This window comes from Paraburkholderia sp. RL17-373-BIF-A (assembly GCF_046030175.1).
Lineage (GTDB): Bacteria > Pseudomonadota > Gammaproteobacteria > Burkholderiales > Burkholderiaceae > Paraburkholderia.
This window is the reverse complement of the sequence record NZ_JARESO010000020.1, coordinates 64,626-82,867: the sequence shown is the minus strand read 5'-3', so window position 1 is coordinate 82,867 and position 18,242 is coordinate 64,626. Positions and strand designations below refer to the sequence as shown.

Annotated in this window: 15 protein-coding genes; 11 read left to right on the top strand and 4 right to left on the bottom strand. The window is 62.0% G+C overall.

Annotation, left to right across the window (positions count from 1 at the left end; genetic code table 11):
- Positions 1 to 39 precede the first annotated feature (39 nt).
- Positions 40 to 1,203 carry an asparaginase gene (locus tag P0D80_RS24385; RefSeq protein ID WP_408287079.1) on the top strand — a complete coding sequence of 388 codons (1,164 nt, stop codon included), beginning with the start codon at positions 40 to 42 and terminating at the stop codon, positions 1,201 to 1,203.
- 80 nt (positions 1,204 to 1,283) lie between these two features.
- Here P0D80_RS24385 and P0D80_RS24380 read toward each other — a convergent pair whose 3' ends face one another.
- Together P0D80_RS24380 and P0D80_RS24375 are read right to left on the bottom strand one after the other, a co-directional pair.
- Positions 1,284 to 1,871: a hypothetical protein gene (locus P0D80_RS24380; protein ID WP_408178533.1), complete on the bottom strand. Its 588-nt coding sequence runs from the start codon at positions 1,869 to 1,871 to the stop codon at positions 1,284 to 1,286.
- Between the two features lie 582 nt (positions 1,872 to 2,453).
- On the bottom strand, positions 2,454 to 2,843 hold the full coding sequence (locus P0D80_RS24375) for a hypothetical protein (RefSeq protein WP_408287077.1): 390 nt from the start codon (positions 2,841 to 2,843) through the stop codon (positions 2,454 to 2,456).
- A 464-nt stretch (positions 2,844 to 3,307) separates the two neighbouring features.
- On the opposite strand from P0D80_RS24375, the gene oxlT reads away from it, so the two are divergent.
- The 8 genes from oxlT to P0D80_RS24335 all read left to right on the top strand — a co-directional run bounded on the left by oxlT (position 3,308) and on the right by P0D80_RS24335 (position 13,281).
- Entirely contained in the window at positions 3,308 to 4,639 is a 1,332-nt protein-coding gene (gene oxlT / locus P0D80_RS24370; RefSeq protein WP_132383806.1) for an oxalate/formate MFS antiporter, read from the top strand.
- Between the two features lie 64 nt (positions 4,640 to 4,703).
- Complete coding sequence (oxc, locus tag P0D80_RS24365; protein WP_408287075.1) at positions 4,704 to 6,446, top strand: oxalyl-CoA decarboxylase; 1,743 nt, start codon at positions 4,704 to 4,706, stop codon at positions 6,444 to 6,446.
- A 25-nt stretch (positions 6,447 to 6,471) separates the two neighbouring features.
- Positions 6,472 to 7,722, top strand: a complete 1,251-nt coding sequence (frc, locus tag P0D80_RS24360; RefSeq protein ID WP_132383802.1) for a formyl-CoA transferase — start codon at positions 6,472 to 6,474, stop codon at positions 7,720 to 7,722.
- Between the two features lie 104 nt (positions 7,723 to 7,826).
- On the top strand, positions 7,827 to 8,258 hold the full coding sequence (locus P0D80_RS24355; RefSeq protein WP_408287074.1) for a PAS domain-containing protein: 432 nt from the start codon (positions 7,827 to 7,829) through the stop codon (positions 8,256 to 8,258).
- Positions 8,259 to 8,360: 102 nt separating this feature from the next.
- Complete coding sequence (locus P0D80_RS24350; RefSeq protein WP_132383799.1) at positions 8,361 to 9,287, top strand: LysR family transcriptional regulator; 927 nt, start codon at positions 8,361 to 8,363, stop codon at positions 9,285 to 9,287.
- A gap of 355 nt (positions 9,288 to 9,642) precedes the next feature.
- Positions 9,643 to 10,860 (top strand): YbfB/YjiJ family MFS transporter, encoded by a 1,218-nt coding sequence (locus P0D80_RS24345; protein ID WP_408287072.1) that lies wholly within the window; start codon positions 9,643 to 9,645, stop codon positions 10,858 to 10,860.
- A gap of 49 nt (positions 10,861 to 10,909) precedes the next feature.
- Positions 10,910 to 12,013 carry an NAD(P)H-dependent flavin oxidoreductase gene (locus P0D80_RS24340; protein WP_408178527.1) on the top strand — a complete coding sequence of 368 codons (1,104 nt, stop codon included), beginning with the start codon at positions 10,910 to 10,912 and terminating at the stop codon, positions 12,011 to 12,013.
- Positions 12,010 to 13,281, top strand: coding sequence for an MFS transporter (locus P0D80_RS24335; RefSeq protein WP_408287070.1), 1,272 nt, complete (start codon positions 12,010 to 12,012; stop codon positions 13,279 to 13,281). Before P0D80_RS24340 ends, P0D80_RS24335 begins: the two co-directional genes overlap by 4 nt.
- 18 nt (positions 13,282 to 13,299) lie before the next feature.
- Here P0D80_RS24335 and pstS (P0D80_RS24330) read toward each other — a convergent pair whose 3' ends face one another.
- Entirely contained in the window at positions 13,300 to 14,304 is a 1,005-nt protein-coding gene (gene pstS / locus P0D80_RS24330; RefSeq protein WP_408287158.1) for a phosphate ABC transporter substrate-binding protein PstS, read from the bottom strand.
- A gap of 500 nt (positions 14,305 to 14,804) precedes the next feature.
- Between pstS (P0D80_RS24330) and P0D80_RS24325 the strand changes: the two genes are divergently transcribed.
- Positions 14,805 to 15,761, top strand: coding sequence for a CHAD domain-containing protein (locus tag P0D80_RS24325; protein ID WP_408287068.1), 957 nt, complete (start codon positions 14,805 to 14,807; stop codon positions 15,759 to 15,761).
- Between the two features lie 52 nt (positions 15,762 to 15,813).
- On the opposite strand, the gene P0D80_RS24320 is transcribed toward P0D80_RS24325, so the two are convergent.
- Complete coding sequence (locus P0D80_RS24320) at positions 15,814 to 16,851, bottom strand: transporter (protein ID WP_408287066.1); 1,038 nt, start codon at positions 16,849 to 16,851, stop codon at positions 15,814 to 15,816.
- Positions 16,852 to 17,163: 312 nt separating this feature from the next.
- On the opposite strand from P0D80_RS24320, the gene pstS (P0D80_RS24315) reads away from it, so the two are divergent.
- The gene (gene pstS / locus P0D80_RS24315) at positions 17,164 to 18,189 is read left to right on the top strand and encodes a phosphate ABC transporter substrate-binding protein PstS (RefSeq protein WP_408287064.1); all 1,026 of its coding nucleotides are present in this window, start codon (positions 17,164 to 17,166) and stop codon (positions 18,187 to 18,189) included.
- Positions 18,190 to 18,242 lie beyond the last annotated feature (53 nt).

The following is an 18,242-nucleotide window of genomic DNA, read 5'->3' as shown; positions in this document are numbered from 1 at the left end:
TCTTTCTTTGCGCTGTTAAATCCTTATAGGACACTGGACATGAACACCAAGACTACCCTTCAACAGGCTGCCTGTCTGCGTAAGTCGAGCACAACGCTAGCCGCTGTGCTTCTGGTATGCGCCGGTTCCTTGTACGGCACCAGCGTTTGGGCTGCGGACACCACCTCTGAAAACGCGGCCGCTACCGATGCGGCAAGCCCGGCCGCCGCCTCGCCGCGGATTCTCGTTTTGGCGACCGGCGGCACGATTGCCGGCACAGCCGACCCGCGTTCGGCCATTGGTTACAACTCGGGCAACGTCAAAGGTCAGGAACTGGTTCAGGCGGTTCCAGGCATTGAGAAACTCGGGAGCATCACCTCTGAGCAGATATCCAATGTCGGATCGCAGGATATGAACGACGAGATCTGGTTCCGGCTCGCGCGCCGCATCCAGGAGGCCTTCGATCGAAATGAAGCGGATGGGATCGTGATCACCCACGGCACGGATACGATGGAAGAAACGGCATTCTTCCTGCAAAACGTCGTGCGCTCGGATAAGCCGGTGATTCTGGTGGGGTCGATGCGGCCCGGCGGATCGACGAGCGCGGATGGCCCCAACAATCTCTACGAAGCCGTGGAAGTAGCAGCGAGTCCGAAAGCGCGAGGTCGAGGTGTGATGGTGGTCATGAATGATCAGATCCACGGGCCGCGCTGGATTACCAAGACCAACACGACAGCCGTGCAGACTTTTGCTTCGCCGAACGCGGGTGTAATCGGCTATGTAGATCCGGCCAGCATTCGTTTCGTCGCGCCCGCGCCTGCTCTTGCCTCGACACGCGATACCCTTGGCTTGCCGGCAAATGGCCGTCTACCGCGTGTGGAAATCGTCTATGCGCACAGCAACATGGACGGAGCGCAGATCGATCACGCTATTGCCGATGGAGCCAAAGGTATCGTGCTGGCGGGCGAAGGCGATGGCGATGCATCCAAGGAGGCGCTGGCTGCTCTCGACCGGGCGGCGAAAAAGGGCATCGTGGTTGTCCGCTCGACGCGCGTGATGTCGGGGTTCGTCAACAGAAACGTGGAAGTCGAGGACGACAAGCGTGGTTTCGTCGTCTCGCTCGATCTGAATCCACAAAAGGCGCGCTTGCTCACCCAGTTGCTGATCGCGAACGGTACAACCAATCCCGCCAAAGTCCAACAGGCGTTCTCCGGCACGTTTTGACGGGGGTGCGCGGCACGAGCCAATCTTGGACGGCCAAGCGGCCGTCTTCGATTGGCGAGCCGTGACAGCCGATCCGCTCGTTAGTCTCGCGCCCTGTCGATCGCGCTGACAGCCAACTCCCGCGCAAGGTCCGCGTACAGTTCGGCCCACTTGCCTATCAAACTGGGATCATCGGTCAGGAAAAGCGGGTGTTCGGCCCAGGCGCTGACATCCGCACCTTTCCAGGCCATTTCGAATATCCGCAACTCCTCATCCTCGCTGACGCCGACGTCGACCAGTTCGCCGAACGAGGCGAGGTTGGACAGCGACACCTCATGGGCCGCAATGCCGTGGATAGCACCCAGCGCGCCGGTCGCCCGCTTTCGAGCATCGTCGCGGCCACCGGCAAACAGGAACACGATGCTTTCGTCGTGCGCGTTGTTGAATACCGCCCGATACAGCGAGGTTTTGCAGCGATGGCTCAGTTGCGTGCCCATGGTTGCCCCCGGTTCCGAAAACTGTTCGTCGTTTTGCTCCGCCGCCTGGGTCCCGCTGATTGGCGTCTCCAAACGCTGCTGCCGGTCGCGGTATCTGTCGCTGCTCCAGTACAGGTAAATACCGCACACGACCAGGCAGGCCACCGCGAGAATCCCGACGCCCCCAAGTATCGCCAGATCCGCATGCGCCATTTCAGGCCTCCTCTAGTCTCGCGCGTGCCTCGCCCGCCATTTGCTGGACCATGCCGGCACGCCATCTATCAGAATACGGCGGCCCCGCTCGATTTTTTAAACCGTCCCACGCACGAAGCGGACGTGGGCGGCGAAGAATCGGTCCGCTCGCACCGCCGACGTGGCCATGATCCGCGAGCGTAGGGACGATGCTTCGAGTATCTGATGGGAGTTGTTATTGATCAACAGAGCACACCTCTCTATTGACCAATCGGCCCCGCTATAGGACGCTAATAGGCTGACGGCAGTGCACCGGACGGCTGTCACGCCCGCTCCGATCTTCCGAAACTGCGCCTCCGCATACGCCGGGCCTAGGTCGCGGCAACAAAGTCCAGCGGCTCCTTTTGCAGTTCAGCCGCGATGAAGTCGACAAATGCGCGGCCCGCCAGACGGGTGGCTCGGTCACCGGCCTCGTCTACGATGTAAAGACAGACCATATCGAAACGGTCGTTTCTTCTGCACCGCTGCGGCCCGACTCGGATCAATGAACGTCAACAAGGCTCGGCGGCATGCGCAAGCTCTCGCGCATGCCGTCCACCGCATCTACACACCAGCCAGCGCCGGCAGATCCACCTCATACGAAACGCGTTCGCGCCAGCTACTCATCTCTGGCTGATGAACCACGCGACTCTGACGCGGCGCGCTTTCGACACGTCTCGGCAATGGCGCCGGATAACGCGCACGTTTCTTCTCCAGAATGGCCTGGCTCAAAAACTCAGCGCTGTAGGCATTCAACAAGTGCGCATGATGCGCTTCGATATAAGCGGCAATCTGCGCCTGTTCGCCTTCGATCATGGCCAGTAACGCCAGCGTCTGCGCATCCCAACGAAAGCGCAGGCCGAGTTCGTCGAAAGCGGCGTTATAGGCGCACAACTGCGCCTGGATTTCGGCATGGTGCACGCTGTCGCCAGCGTCGAATTGCAAGGGGTTCATGGTCGTCTCCATCAGGCAGTTGGCATGACCAAAGAGTAGAAGAGCCCATGAATAAACAATAGTTAAAGTTTTTTCGAAAAACGATAGTGTTTTGTTTATATATTGGTTTACCCCAAGTAGCCTCAGGAGCCAGATCTGCGCACTTAAACAGTGGGGCGTCGCCCTCAATCAAGCCATGGCTAAGGGCGGCAGTCGATCCATTAGGAATACCTAATGCAAACCATAAAATGTTTTAACTTTTACTTATTACTGTTCTCGCGCAGCATCCCCTCAGACGCGCTGCACGACCTATTGCCTCTCATCCGGCGGTTTTGCGTTTGACGGGTAAGGGTTTTCGTTAGTGCAGCTCCCTCTGGCCGACCATTGGCGCCTCGTTGCCCGCAAACTTAGCGGCGATGGAGCGGTTCGATCACGTAGGTCCAACGCGCCGCTTGAGCGCGACGGAATATACAGGAGACGGAGACATGGGCTATTCCAGTGCATCGGAAAGAGGCCGTACTGCATTCACGCATCACCGCTGGGTGCAACTCGCGATCGGCATTGTGTGCATGGGACTCGTCGCGAACCTGCAATATGCGTGGACGCTGTTCGTCGTACCGATGGACAACGCCCACCATTGGGGACAAGCGGCGATCCAGACCGCGTTCACGATCTTCATCGTCACCGAAACCTGGCTCGTGCCCGTCGAAGGCTGGCTCGTCGATAAGTTCGGGCCGCGCCCGGTCGTAATCGGCGGCTCGCTGTGCGCGGCGCTCGGCTGGATCATCGACGCGCATGCGAGCAGTCTCGCCGCGCTGTATGTCGCGGCAGTCATCGCCGGGATCGGCGCGGGCTGCGTGTACGGCACCTGCGTCGGCACGGCGCTCAAATGGTTTCCGGACAAGCGCGGTCTCGCGGCTGGTTTGACCGCAGCGGGTTTTGGCGCCGGCGCGGCCGTCACCGTGATTCCGATCGCCGACATGATCCAGCGTTCCGGCTACCAGCACACGTTCATGTTCTTCGGCATTTTCCAGGGCGTCTGCATTCTCCTGCTCGCCACCATGCTGATCCGGCCGAAGCCGCCCGCAACCGCTGTGGCCGCTAAACGCATCGTCGCTAGCAAGATCGACTACACGCCAGGCGAGATGATCCGTTCGCCGCTCTTCTGGGTGCTGTATCTGATGTTCGTATTCGTCGCGGCCGGCGGCATCATCGCGACCGCGCAGCTCGGGCCGATTGCGAAGGAATACGGCTTTGCCAAGCTGCCTGTGAATCTGATGGGCATCACGCTGCCGCTCCTCACGATGACACTGTCTATCGACAACCTGTGCAACGGCTTCACCCGTCCCTTGTGCGGCTTTCTGTCGGACCGCATCGGCCGGGAAAACACGATGTTCATGATCTTTCTCGGCGAAGGCGTCGCACTGCTAGGACTCATGCAGTTCGGCCATAACCCGTACGCCTTCATGTTCTTCGCGGCCGCCGTGTTCCTGTGCTGGGGCGAAATCTTCTCGATCTTCCCCGCGACCTGCGCGGACACGTTCGGCAGCAAATACGCCGCAGCCAACGCGGGAACGCTTTACACCGCGAAGGGCACGGCATCGATGCTGGTACCGCTTGCATCGGTGCTGTCGGTGAACGGCGGATGGAGCACGGTGTTCATCTCGGCCGCCGTGGTGTCGATCGCGGCAGCCGTGTCCGCAAAGTTCATCCTCGCCCCCATGAGAAAGCGCTGGATCGAAAACTCAGGCGCGCCGACCAGCGTGGTCATCGCTGAGGCAAGGCTGCAGCCGTCGTCCGGCGGCACGCCTGATTGACTGACCACGTGAGCGCACCGCTCGCAACAAACCACACAACGCCCCGCCACCAAGGAGAGATGTCATGGCAGAAGCCGACCAGCCCACAACAGACGAAACGTCGACACAACAGGCGACCGAGACGACCGACGGATTCCATCTCGTCATCGACGCGCTGAAACTGAACGACATCAACACCATCTTTGGCCTGGTCGGCATCCCGATCACCGACCTGGCGCGGCTTGCCCAAGCCGAAGGCATGCGTTTCATCGGCTTTCGCCATGAGCAGCACGCGGGCAATGCGGCGGCCGTTTCCGGTTACATGACGAAGAAGCCGGGCATCTGCCTGACGGTGTCGGCACCCGGCTTTCTGAATGGACTGACCGCACTCGCCAACGCGACCACCAACTGCTTCCCGATGATCCTGATCAGCGGTTCGAGCGAGCGCGAAATCGTCGACCTGCAGCAGGGCGACTACGAAGAGATGGATCAGTTGAATGCGGCCAAGCCGTACGCGAAGGCCGCGTATCGCGTGCTGCATGCGGAAGATATCGGTATCGGCGTGGCGCGGGCAATCCGGGCTGCGGTGTCGGGCCGCCCGGGCGGCGTGTATCTGGACTTGCCTGCCAAGCTGCTCGCGCAAACGCTGGACGCCGTGAAAGCGCAGCAATCGCTGGTGCGCGTGATCGACGCCGCGCCGCGTCAGTTGCCCGCACCGGATTCGGTCAAGCGCGCAATCGATGTGCTGAAGAGCGCCAAGCGTCCGCTGATCCTGCTTGGCAAGGGCGCGGCGTACGCGCAGGCCGACGCGGAGATTCGCGCGTTCGTCGAACAAAGCGGCATTCCGTATCTGCCGATGTCGATGGCCAAGGGCCTGCTGCCCGATACGCACGAGCAGTCGGCGTCGGCGGCTCGTTCGTTCGTGCTGCAGGAAGCCGATGTCGTCGTGTTGATCGGCGCGCGTCTGAACTGGTTGCTCTCGCATGGCAAGGGCAAAACGTGGGGCGCCGAGCCGAAGAAGTTCGTCCAGATCGACATCTCGCCGACGGAAATCGACAGCAACGTCGCGATTGCCGCGCCGGTGATCGGCGATATCGGCTCGTGCGTGGCGGCGCTGCGCGAAGGCATCGATGCGAGCTACACGAAGCCGAGCGCCGAGTGGACCGGCGCGATCGCCGAGCGCAAGAACAAGAACCTCGCCAAGATGGCCGCGACGCTCGACAAGAATCCGTCGCCGATGAATTTCCACAGCGCGTTGCGTGCGATCCGCGACGTGCTGAAGACGCGCCCGGACATCAACGTCGTCAATGAAGGCGCGAACACGCTCGACTACGCGCGCAGCATCATCGACATGTACGAGCCGCGCAAGCGCTTCGATTCGGGCACGTGGGGAATCATGGGCATCGGCATGGGCTTCGCGATCGGCGCGGCGGTGACGAGCGGCAAACCGGTTGTAGCGATCGAAGGCGACAGCGCGTTCGGCTTCAGCGGCATGGAACTCGAAACCATCTGCCGATACGACCTGCCGGTCTGCACGATCGTCTTCAACAACAACGGCGTGTATCGCGGCACCGACGTGAACCCGACCGGCGGCAAGGACGTCGCGCCGACCGTGTTCGTGAAGGGTGCGCGCTACGACAAGATGATCGAGGCATTCGGCGGCATCGGCTATCACGCGACCACGCCCGAAGAGTTGACGAAGGCGCTGCTCGAATCGATCGCTTCGGGCAAGCCGAGCCTGATCAATGCCGTCATCGACGAAGCGGCCGGCACCGAAAGCGGCCGACTGACCAATTTGAATCCGCAAAGCGCGGCAATGAAAAAGTAGTCTGGGCAACCACGGAGATTTCAACATGAGCAAACCTCTCGAAGGCATCAGGATCATCGACTTCACGCACGTTCAGGCGGGCCCCGCATGCACGCAGTTGCTCGCCTGGTTCGGCGCGGACGTCATCAAGGTTGAACGGCCGGGTTCCGGCGACGTGACGCGCAATCAGTTACGCGATATCCCCGATGCGGACGCGCTGTACTTCACGATGCTCAACAGCAACAAGAAGTCGCTCACGCTGGACACGAAAAAACCCGAAGGCAAAGAGGTGCTCGAAAAGCTGATCCGCGAATCGGATGTGCTGGTCGAGAATTTCGGCCCGGGCGCGTTGGACCGGATGGGTTTTTCGTGGGAACGGCTCAACGAACTCAACCCGAAGATGATCGTCGCCTCGGTGAAGGGCTTCAGCGACGGCCACCACTACGACGACCTGAAGGTCTACGAAAACGTCGCGCAATGCGCAGGCGGCGCGGCCTCCACCACCGGCTTCTGGGACGGCCCGCCGACCATCAGCGCGGCGGCGCTCGGCGATAGCAACACCGGCATGCATCTGGCCATCGGCATTCTGACTGCATTGCTGGGACGCGACAAAACCGGCAAGGGCCAGAAAGTCGCCGTGTCGATGCAGGACAGCGTGCTCAACCTGTGCCGCGTGAAACTGCGCGATCAGCAGCGGCTGGAACGCGTTGGTTACCTCGAGGAATATCCGCAGTATCCGCACGGCGAATTCAGCGATGTCGTGCCGCGCGGCGGCAATGCGGGCGGAGGCGGCCAGCCGGGTTGGGTGCTCAAGTGCAAGGGCTGGGAAACGGATCCGAACGCTTACATCTACTTCACGATCCAGGGCCACGCGTGGGAACCGATCTGCAAAGCGCTCGGCAAGCCCGAGTGGATCGATGACCCGGCCTATAAGACGGCGGAAGCACGTCAACCGCATATCTTCGACATCTTCAAAACGATCGAAGGCTGGCTTGCCGACAAGACCAAGTTCGAAGCGGTCGACATCCTGCGCAAGTTCGACATTCCGTGCGCACCGGTGCTGACGATGAAGGAACTGGCCAACGATCCGTCGCTGCGCGCGAGCGGCACGATTGTCGAAGTGCCGCACAAGAAACGCGGCTCGTATCTGACTGTCGGCAGCCCGATCAAGTTTTCGGATATGAAGCCGGAAATCACCGCCTCGCCGCTGCTGGGCGAACACACGGAAGAAGTGCTCGCGAGCCTCGGCTACAGCAAGCAGGACATTTTCAACCTGCGCGAAGTAAAAGCGGTTTAAATGGTGCTATGCAAGGCCGGGTATAAGCCCGGCCTTGCCGATGCGGCGTCCCTGGCGGCGCCGTATTCTATTGAGCATTCGTGTTTTCACATTGGGGGAGCGCCATGCAGCAAGCCATCGACTTCCAGCAACTTGCCAACGCAATCGGCGACGCGATCATCATTTCAGACGCCCGCGGCAGCATCACATTCTGGAACCCCGCGGCTGAACGCATGTTCGGCTTCACGCAAAGCGAGGCGCTCGGCAACTCGCTGGACCTGATCATCCCGGAACGTCTGCGCGGCCGCCATTGGGACGGCTATCAGAAGACCATGGCAACAGGCGAGACCCGCTATGGCAACGAAGTGCTGCGCGTCCCCGCCGTGCACAAGGACGGGCGCTCGCTGTCGATTGCCTTCACGGTCGCCTTGCTGCACTCGCCCACAAACGAACTCACCGGCATCGTCGCAGTGATCCGCGACGAAACCAGCCGCTTCCAGGAGGATCGCCTGCTGCGCAAGCGGCTTGCCGAACTGGAGGCATCCGCCGGCGCGTGAGCGCGTTGTTGCCCCGGTCCTTCGCCGTTCCCGCCGTCGTCTTGCCGTCCGTCGCTGTAGACTCTGCCAGATCGCGTTTTCAATCACACCGGATCAGGCAACATGGACCGCATCGACGCAATGAAGGTGTTCGTCGCCACGCTCGACGAAGGGAGCCTGGCCGGCGCGAGCCGTCGGCTCGGCCGCTCGCCCGCCGCGGTTAGCCGCGCCATTGCGTTCCTGGAAGAACATGTCGGCACGGCCCTGCTGCATCGCACGACGCGGACCATCAAACTGAGCGAAGCCGGCGAGCGATATGCCGCCGCCTGCCGGCGCATTCTCACCGATCTCGAAGAGGCCGATCTGCTGATCGCCGGCGAGCGCTCCGCGCCGCGCGGGCTGCTCACGATCACCGCACCGGTGGCCGCCGGCCAGGACATGCTGCAGCCGATCATCGACGAATTCGTCGACCGCTATCCGGCGGTCTCGGTGCGCCTGAATATGCTCGACCGCCCGGTGAGCCTGATTGACGAAGGGATGGATCTGGCGTTGCGCATCGCCCATCTGCCCGATTCGACGCTGGTGGCGATCCCCGTCGGCGAAGTGCGGCGGGTCGTTGCCGCGTCGCCTCGCTACCTGGCGAAGCACCCGCCAATCACCGAACCTGCCGATCTGGCCCAGCATCAGATCATCTCCATGACCCACTTCGGCCTGGATTCGTGGAGCTTTCCGCCGCCGAACGGCTCGACGATTCCGCGCGTCGTGCAATTCACGCCCCGCTTTATCGTCAACAGTATTCAGGCGGCCGTGGCCTCGGCGGTCGCGGGACACGGCGTCACTCGCATGTTTTCCTATCACGTCGCCGAACAGGTCAAGGACGGCTCGCTCAAGATCGTCCTGAGCGACAACGAGCCCGCTCCGCTGCCGGTCCACCTGCTGACGCCGCACGGGCGCCTTGCCGTGCCCAAGGTGCGCGCGTTCGTCGACTTCGCTGCGCCGCGCCTGCGCCAGCATTTCACCCAATCCCAGCGGATTACCACGCGAAATTGAATCGTTTCGCGGAAGAATGTCTACCGTGCCGCGTGGATTCTCTCTTCAATCGGTTCAATCTAGACTTAGTCCCATCGAGATCACCTAGCGCAAGCGGTCGGCCGTCCCGGCCAGTTCACTGACGCGACCGACGCCACGCTCGACTCGAATCGGCAATCTTCGCAACGGGCAAACATCCCACACGCGGACGGCGGCCACAGCGCCGGCGCTCCAGGCATCGCTCGTCCCATTGCGAGGCATCCCGCATTCAGTTTGCAATCCTCATGAGAGGCATTGCGAGCCGTGACCTTCGTACCTATCGTGTCGAGCCCGCCAGCAAGACGAGTCGGCACGCAACCGAACAGTGGAGGCAGTGATGCAACGTGCAGTCGTCAACGAACCGATCCCGCCGGCATTCAATGTCTGGCGCGGCACGCTGGCAGGAGCCAGCGCGAGCCTTGTCGGTATCGGCCTCGCGCGCTTTGCTTATACCCCGTTATTGCCGGCGATCGTCAGCGCGCATTGGTTTCCGGCGTCGACCGCTGCCTATCTCGGCGCAGCCAATCTCGGCGGCTATCTGGCGGGCGCGCTCGCAGGCGGTTGGCTGGCACGGCGTTTCGACGCCACGTTCGTTCTGCGCGCGATGATGCTGCTCGTGACCGCCGCGTTCGTCGCCTGCGCGTTTCCGGTTTCGTTTCTCTGGTTCTTCGGCTGGCGCTTCGCATCCGGCCTGGCGGGCGGCGCGCTGATGGTGCTGGCCGCGCCGACGGTCCTCGCGCACGTCACCCCATCGCGCAAGGGCTTTGCGAGCGGTGCGATCTTCAGCGGCATTGGTCTTGGCATCGCGGCATCCGGGACGATCGTGCCGATACTGCTGCGTCAGGGCTTGATTCAAACGTGGCTGGGACTTGCCGCGATCTCCCTCGCGCTGACGGCCGTCGCGTGGAACGGGTGGCCCGGACGAGGCGAATCCGCCGTGCAGCACACGGCGCATCACCGAGGGCATGGCCGGTCTTATCCGGCTGCATCGATGCGCGCGCTCTACACCGAGTATGCGTTGAACGCCGTGGGGCTCGTTCCGCACATGATCTTTCTGGTCGATTTCGTGGCACGCGGCCTCGGCAAGGGCCTCGATGCCGGCGCGCAATATTGGGTGCTGTTTGGACTCGGCGCGATTGTGGGCCCGTTGCTGAGTGGTCATCTGGCTGACCGTACCGGGTTCGGTCCGGCGCTGCGCGTGGCCTATCTCCTGCAGATCGTCGCGGTCGCGCTGCCGGCCGTCGTGCGCGGACCTGCGGCACTGATCGTGTCGAGCGTCGTAGTCGGCGCGTTCGTGCCGGGCATCGTCGCGCTCGTGCTCGGCAGGGTCAATGAATTGCTCGCGCATCATCCGGCTGCCCAGAAAGGCGCCTGGAGCGCGGCGACCACCAGTTTCGCCGTCTTGCAGGCCGTCGCGGCGTACGGCTTGTCGTTTCTGTTCGCGCACGACGGCGGCAACTACGCGACGCTGTTCGTGATCGGCGCGGCGTCTTTGGCGCTTGCTCTGGCGGTGGATCTGTTCGCGGCGCTTCGCTTCGGTTCGAAGCAAGCCTAGCCACTCCGCTCCAGGCGTTTCTATCCACTACTCGAACTGTGAGAACCCCATGACCTCCGATATCCGCTTTCTGCAAGCACTTGGCGTGCAACATCCCATCATTCAGGCGCCGATGGCAGGCATCTCGACGCCCGCACTGGCCGCCGCGGTTTCCAATGCCGGCGCGCTCGGCTCGATCGCCGTGGGTGCGAGCACCGCGCAGCAAGCGCGTGAACTGATCGTCGCGACACGCGCGCTCACGAGCAAGCCGTTCAATGTCAACGTGTTCTGCCATCGGCCGGCGTACAGCGATCCGCTTCGCGAAGCGACCTGGCTTGCGCATTTGCAGCCGCTGTTCGCCGAGTTCGGCGCCAGAACACCCGCTGCGCTCAAGGAGATTTACACGAGCTTTGTAGTCGACGAGGCGCTGCTGCAAGTGCTGATCGAAGAGCGTCCCGCTATCGTCAGTTTCCATTTCGGGCTGCCATCGCGCGAATGGATCAATGAACTGCATCGCGCCGGCATTCTGCTGTTCGGTTGCGCGACCACGCCGCACGAGGCCATGCAGATCGAGCAAGCCGGACTCGATGCGATCGTCGCACAAGGTGCGGAAGCAGGCGGTCACCGCGGCGTTTTCAATCCGGACGATGACGCGATGATCGGCACCCTGGCACTGGTCAGGCTGATCGCAAAACAGTCGACGCTGCCGGTCATCGCCGCGGGCGGCATCATGGACGGTCAAAGCATTGCCGGCGCACTGCTCCTCGGCGCTCGCGCAGTGCAGATGGGCACCGCGTTCGTGCTGTGTCCCGAATCGGGCGCGGATGCCGCCTACCGGAGCGCACTGACCACCCAACGCGCGTACCGGACGGCCGTGACGGCCGCGATCTCCGGCCGCCCGGCACGTGGGCTGAGCAACCGGTTGTTTACCGACGTCGACTCGCCGGACGCGCCGCCGCTGCCGGACTATCCGATTGCATATGACGCCGCCAAGGCGCTGAACGCCGCGGCCCGCGCAAAGGGCAGCACCGAATTTGCCGTCCAATGGGCCGGCCAGGGCGCGCCGCTCGCAAGAGCATTGCCTGCGGCGGAGCTGGTTGCCACATTGGTGAGCGAACTTGCCGAAGCAGAGGGCCGGTCACGCTCGCAGTCATTTGCCGGGACGACGATATGAACACCCCTCAACAAGCTTCCCTGCCGTCCGCTCAGGCAACGCGCGGTCTCGATTATTCCGCGCGACATGAGCGTTACTGGCGCCGCAATCTGGCCGTGTGCGTATTCGGCTCGTTCACCACGCTCGTCAGCCTGAGCATGCTGCTGCCGTTCTTGCCCATCTACGTCCAGCAACTCGGTGTGCAGTCGCAGTCCGCCGTCATCCAGTGGTCGGGAATCGCGTTCGGCGCCACGTTTTTTGGAACTGCGATCACCGCGCCCGTATGGGGACGGCTTGCCGATCGTTATGGCCGCAAGCCGATGCTGGTGCGCGCGGCCGTCGGCATGGCGGTGGTGATGTCCTTGATCGGCATTGCGCACAACGTGCATCAGCTCGTCGCCCTGCGCTTGCTCGCGGGCCTGGTAGGCGGCTACTCGTCGGCGTCGACGGTGATGGTCGGCACACAGGCGCCGAAGGAACGCGCGGGCTGGGCGCTGGGCGTGCTGTCGACGGGCGCGCTGGCCGGTAATCTGATCGGGCCGCTCGTCGGCGGATTCTTGCCGGGCTGGCTCGGCATTCGCGGCACGTTCTTCGCCGGCGGCGCCATGATCGCGGTGGCCGCGTTGCTCACGATTTTCGTCGTCAAGGAAGATTTCGACCCGGCCACTCATTCCAGCCGACGTCCCGCCGAGCACGCACCGGCGAGCACGCATCGCAGCAACTATCCGGTGATCGCCGCGTTGCTCGTCACTGCGATGATGGTGCTGCTCGCCAACATGTCGATCGAGCCCGTCATCACGGTCTATGTCGGCAGTCTCGGCGTGCCGTCGCTTCATCTGGCGCGCGTGGCGGGTATCGTGATGGCCTGTTCGGCGTTCGGCAGCATGCTCACGGCGGCGCGCCTCGGCGCCTTGGCCGATCGGATCGGCAGCTGGAACGTGATCGTCGCTTGCCTGGTGTTGACCGGTCTGGTGATGATTCCGCAAGCGTTCGTTCACGCGTGGTGGCAACTGGCGGGATTACGCGCGCTGATGGGCATGACGCTGGCCGGTCTCCTGCCTGCAATTGCCAAACTGGCCCGGCATGCGGTCGAAGAGCACAAGACCGGTCAGATGCTCGGTTACCTGCAGTCGGCGCAATTCAGCGGACAGGTCGTCGGTCCGATTATCGGCGGCGTGATCGCTGTCCATCTCGGGCTGCATTCCGTGTTCTTCGTCACGGGCTCGTTGCTGGTGGCGTGCGCCGCGCTCGCGCAGTGGGCGCGGACTCGTCAGCAAGCGGTTGCTTGAGCGAAGAGACAGTCCTCGTCATTGGCCCGCGACGGTTTTACCCGACGGATTCTTCACCCTCGCGTGCAATTGAGTGCGAATCTCGCTCGCGACCGCCGGCGGCAGCGGAATATAGTCCAGGTCCTCCGCCGCCTGATTGCCGTTCGTCAGCGCCCAGTTGAGGAACCTCAGTGTTTCCTCGCCGCGATCCGGTTTGGCCTGCGTACTGTGAACCAATATATAGGTCGCGCCGACGACAGGCCACGCGTTCGCGCCCGACTCGTTGGTCAAGATCGGAAAGAGCGATTTGGACCAGTCGGCACTCGCGGCGGCGGCCTTGAATGTTTCCGGTCCAGGCTGAACCACGGCACCCGAGGCATTTTCCATGGCCGCGTACGACATATGATTCTGCTTCGTAAAATCCCACGCAACGTAGCCGATCGCGCCGGGCAGATGCTGCACGAAGGTGGCCACTCCTTCGTTGCCTCTTCCGCCTATTCCGCGCGGCCAGCGCACTGAAGTCCCCTCGCCGACTTTGCTCTTCCATTCAGGGCTGACCTGCGCGAGAAAGTGCGTCCAGATCAGCGTCGTACCTGAACCGTCGAGCCGACGGACCACAGCGATAGGCGTGTCGGGCAGCTTGATCGTGGGATTGATGGCGGCAATGGCCGGAGCATTCCAACTGATGATTTTGCCCAAATAGATATCTCCCAGCACACGCCCGGAGAGAATCAGTTCGCCGGGCTTGATACCAGGCAGATTGATGACCGGCACGATACCGCCGATCACCGTTGGAAACTGGAGCAGGCCATTCTTCGCCAGCTCGTCGTCGCTCAACGGTGCGTCCGACCCGGCGAAATCCACCTGGCTGACCATGATTTGCTTTAACCCTTCCGTCGACCCGACACCGCGATAGCTCACCGTCCCGCCGCCCGCACGCTGGTAGGCGTTGGCCCATGTCGTATAAATCGGCGCGGCAAAGGTGCTGCCGGCGCCGGTGATGTCGGCGCTGTGCGCGGCGACCGTCAACAAAGCGCCGGCCATACCGGCCAACAATGTTTGTGTATAGCTCACGAAAGACCTCACTCGGAATTGTTGTCAAAGCTCATGAAGTGAAGCTCGCCGGGTAACGACGCGTGGCCTGAAGAAACTATTGTCTGGCGGGCTCTTTTAAACTTTCTATTTCCACCGGTTTGTCGTCGCGCTGCGGTGTGCCAACTGAAAATAGGACAACCGCGGCGCTGAAAAACTAACTCTCCTCATTACAGGACGGTGAAGGTCAGGAGGCAAATTGAATCGCTCTATCACCACGGCATGGAAATGACTCGTCATTCCGATTCGCCATGTTGAACAGCCCAACCTCTCCGTTCAAGCGAAAGTTCGTTGGATAGTCGCGTGGAACTCGCTTCGAGCACAGTGCCGGCATGGCCCTCGAAATTTTTACGTTGTAGTATGGGTATCGCAGTTTGCTAAGTGACGTGGCACGCAGTACCTTACGTTCACCTCACTTCCGTCCGCTTTGGGAACTCACGCAACTCGAGCCGATGAACTCCACACCTCATACGCGTGATACCGCATCTGCATCTGCACAAGAGCGGACCCCGGATAATCCCGGCAAACGCGCCGGCACGGCTTCGCCGGACATGTCGCCGGCCGTGGCGTTCTCGACGCTGGCCGCGCCAATGGTCGCGCAAGTGGCGCAACGCATCGGCACCCTGTGCGTCAGTGCCGACCCGGAAAGTCTGCACAAACTACGTGTTGCGCTGCGTCGACTGCGTTCGCTGTGGTGGGCCTACGATCCGCTTATCGACAGATCGCAGGCAAGATGGCAGCGGCGCGAATTCAAGGCGCTCGCCGATTCCGCCGGGCAGACGCGTGACTGGGATATCCTGAAACACTTACTGGCGGAAGACGCGCCGACGCCGCACTCTTTTGCGGTGCTCATCGAAAGAGTCGATCTCTTGCGCGGCGAAGCGCTTTTGCGCAGTCGCGCAACGATCGCCGCGGCAAACGTCGAAGCCATGCTCGCGCAACGAATAGCGGGCGTGATGCTGCAACTCGACGCCTGCTCGTTTGACGAACCGCTTGCGGTATTCGCCGCGAACCGTGTTGCGAAGGCGAAGCGCGCGCTGCGAAAACGGATGGAGCGTGTGCTTAGGAATCCCGACGCCGTATACGCAGAGGTCCACGCAGTCCGAATCGCAGGGAAAAAGATGCGCTATCTGCTGGAGTTTTTCGCGCCTCTACTCGAAAGCGGGAACGAGATCGGCGTCGTAGAGCTCACGCAATTGCAGGACGAGTTGGGAAAACTCAACGACATCGTTTCCAGTGAAGCGCTGCTCCTTGAGCATACAACTCAGCTTGGTGGGCGCGGCGTTGTAGAAGATGCGATAGCACATTTGAGGCATCGCAAAGGCGACCACATGCAACGTGCCGACGCACTGTTACGCGCGTTCAGCGACGCGTTTGCCGGCGAGTGTCCCGACGCCGGCATGCGCTGACGGTATCGCATGCGCAGCCGTTATTGCTGAGGTCGGACGCAACACCTCGCCACTACCGTTCCCTGCGCCGACGAAATGCCCACCATCCCGCGAGGCCCGTAAAACCGGCGACGAGCAACACCATCACCCAGAAGCCATGCCGGTTTTCAGCGAGCGGAATACCGCCCACATTCATGCCGAAAAAACCCGCGACGATATTGATCGGCATCGCCAGAACCGTCACCAGTGTGAGCGTGAACAGCGTGCGGTTGTTCTGCTCTTCGAGGCGGGAAATGATCTCCTCCTGCAACAGCCTGACCCGTTCGATCAACCCGGCCACATCCGAGAGCACCACGGAGAACTCTTCCGTCGACTCGCGCAGGTCCTGCACGTCCTCCGAATGCAGCCAGCGCGGCGGCCTTGCGAGCAGACGGAAGATCGCGCCGGGCTCAGGCGCGAGCATGCGCTGCAAGCGCGTCAGCATACGACGCATGGCGCCCAGATCGATCCGGTTCTGCGTCGGCCGCTGCGACAGGAACCGGTCCTCGATCCGATCGACGTCGGCGCTGGTTCGCCGGACGATCTGCACCAACAGGTCCGCCTGATCACGCATCAGGTGAACCAGCAATTCCGCTGGAGACCGGAATACCTCGCCTTCCCGAACGGATGCGCGCAATCGGTCGACCGAACGCAGCGGCTTGAGACGCGCGGTCACGATGATCCGTTGATTCGCGTAAATCCACAGCGTCGCAATCTCGGAGGGAATGAACTCCAGATTGAACATGACGTCGTTCACGACTGCGCGTAGCGCGCCGTCCGCATGCTCGATACGTGTGGAGTGCGAGCCTTCGCGCAACGCGTCGAAGAAAGTCTCGGGCAAGTCGAGCTGGGCTCTCATCCAGCGCTCGCTGGCGCTGTGCGCCAGATTGAAGTGGAGCCAGAGAAACTCGCTGCCTTCCTTCGCTGGGCCGTTCGCGTCGTGGGCCTGGAGCCATTCGGCGACTTCGTCGGCGTCGACGGAGCGTCCGGCGCGAGTCGAAGAAAACAGAAAGCCGCAGACCATGCCGGACGAGTCCGCGCCGTAGGTTTGCAGTAGCAGATCAGATCTCATAGGTCATTCATTCAGCGTTTGCTTCCCGTGCGGGATTGGCCTATCCAGCAATTTGCCGGCGGAAATCAGAACGTGGCGATCGCCACGCAATTCCAACTTCAGGCGCCGCACAGATTGAACCGGAATCAAAGGCCTGAGCATATCGCGGCCGATCAAAAGAAGGTTAACCCGCTAGTTTTCACGACGTCGACTTAGCGAATGCTTAAGCTTAGGCAAGCGGATCATTTAACTTGAGTAGTCACAAGAACGTCATATTTCACCCTTAAGTTGCAGCCCATCGACGGCGACCGCGTCGCCATGAGGAGTCTCACCATGAATCTCAAGCAACTTACGCTGGTTGTGTGTGCGCTGTGTGCCAGCACCGCGCACGCCGCCGACATCACCGGCGCGGGCAGCACCTTCGCCGCGCCGATCTATACGAAATGGGCTGACGCCTATCAAAAGACCGGCGGCGGCAAGGTCAACTATCAGGGCATCGGCTCGTCGGGCGGCATCAAGCAGATCATTGCGAAGACCGTGGATTTTGCCGGCTCGGACGCCCCGCTCAAAGACGACGAACTGGCCAAGGACGGCCTGTTCCAGTTCCCGACGGTGGTCGGCGGCGTGGTCCCGGCAATCAACGTGCCGGGTGTGAAGCCTGGCGAACTGGTGCTGTCGGGCGAAGTGCTCGGCAGCATCTATCTGGGCAAGATCAAGAAGTGGAACGATCCGGCGATCGTCGCGCTGAATCCGAAAATCAAGCTGCCGGATACCGACATCGCCGTGGTCCGCCGTGCCGATGGGTCGGGCACGAGTTTCATCTGGACCAACTATCTGTCCAAAGTGAGCCCGGAGTGGAAATCGAAAGTGGGCGAAGGCGCGACGGTGAACTGGCCGACGGGCACGGGCGGCAAGGGTAACGACGGCGTTGCCGCTTTCGTGCAGCGTCTGCCGGGCGCGATCGGCTACGTCGAATGGGCGTATGCGAAGCAGAACCACATGACCTATGCCGCGCTGAAAAATGCAGCGGGCACGGTGGTCGTGCCGGCGACTGATACCTTCAAGGCCGCAGCAGCCGGCGCCGACTGGTCGAAGTCGTTCTACCAGATCCTGACGAACGAGCCGGGCAAGAATGCGTGGCCCGTGGTCGGCGCGACGTTCGTGCTGTTGCACACGACTCAGGACAAAGCACCGCAAGGCGCCGAGACGCTGAAGTTCTTCGATTGGGCATTCAAGAACGGCGGCAAGGCGGCCGACGATCTCGACTACATCTCGCTGCCCGAATCCGTGACGGCTGAAATCCGCACGCAGTGGAAACAGAAGGTGAAGGACGCGTCGGGCAAGCCGGTCGCGCCGTAAGCGTCGGACTCATGGGGCGCGCGTTGCGGGCGCGCGCCTTTCTTCATCATGCG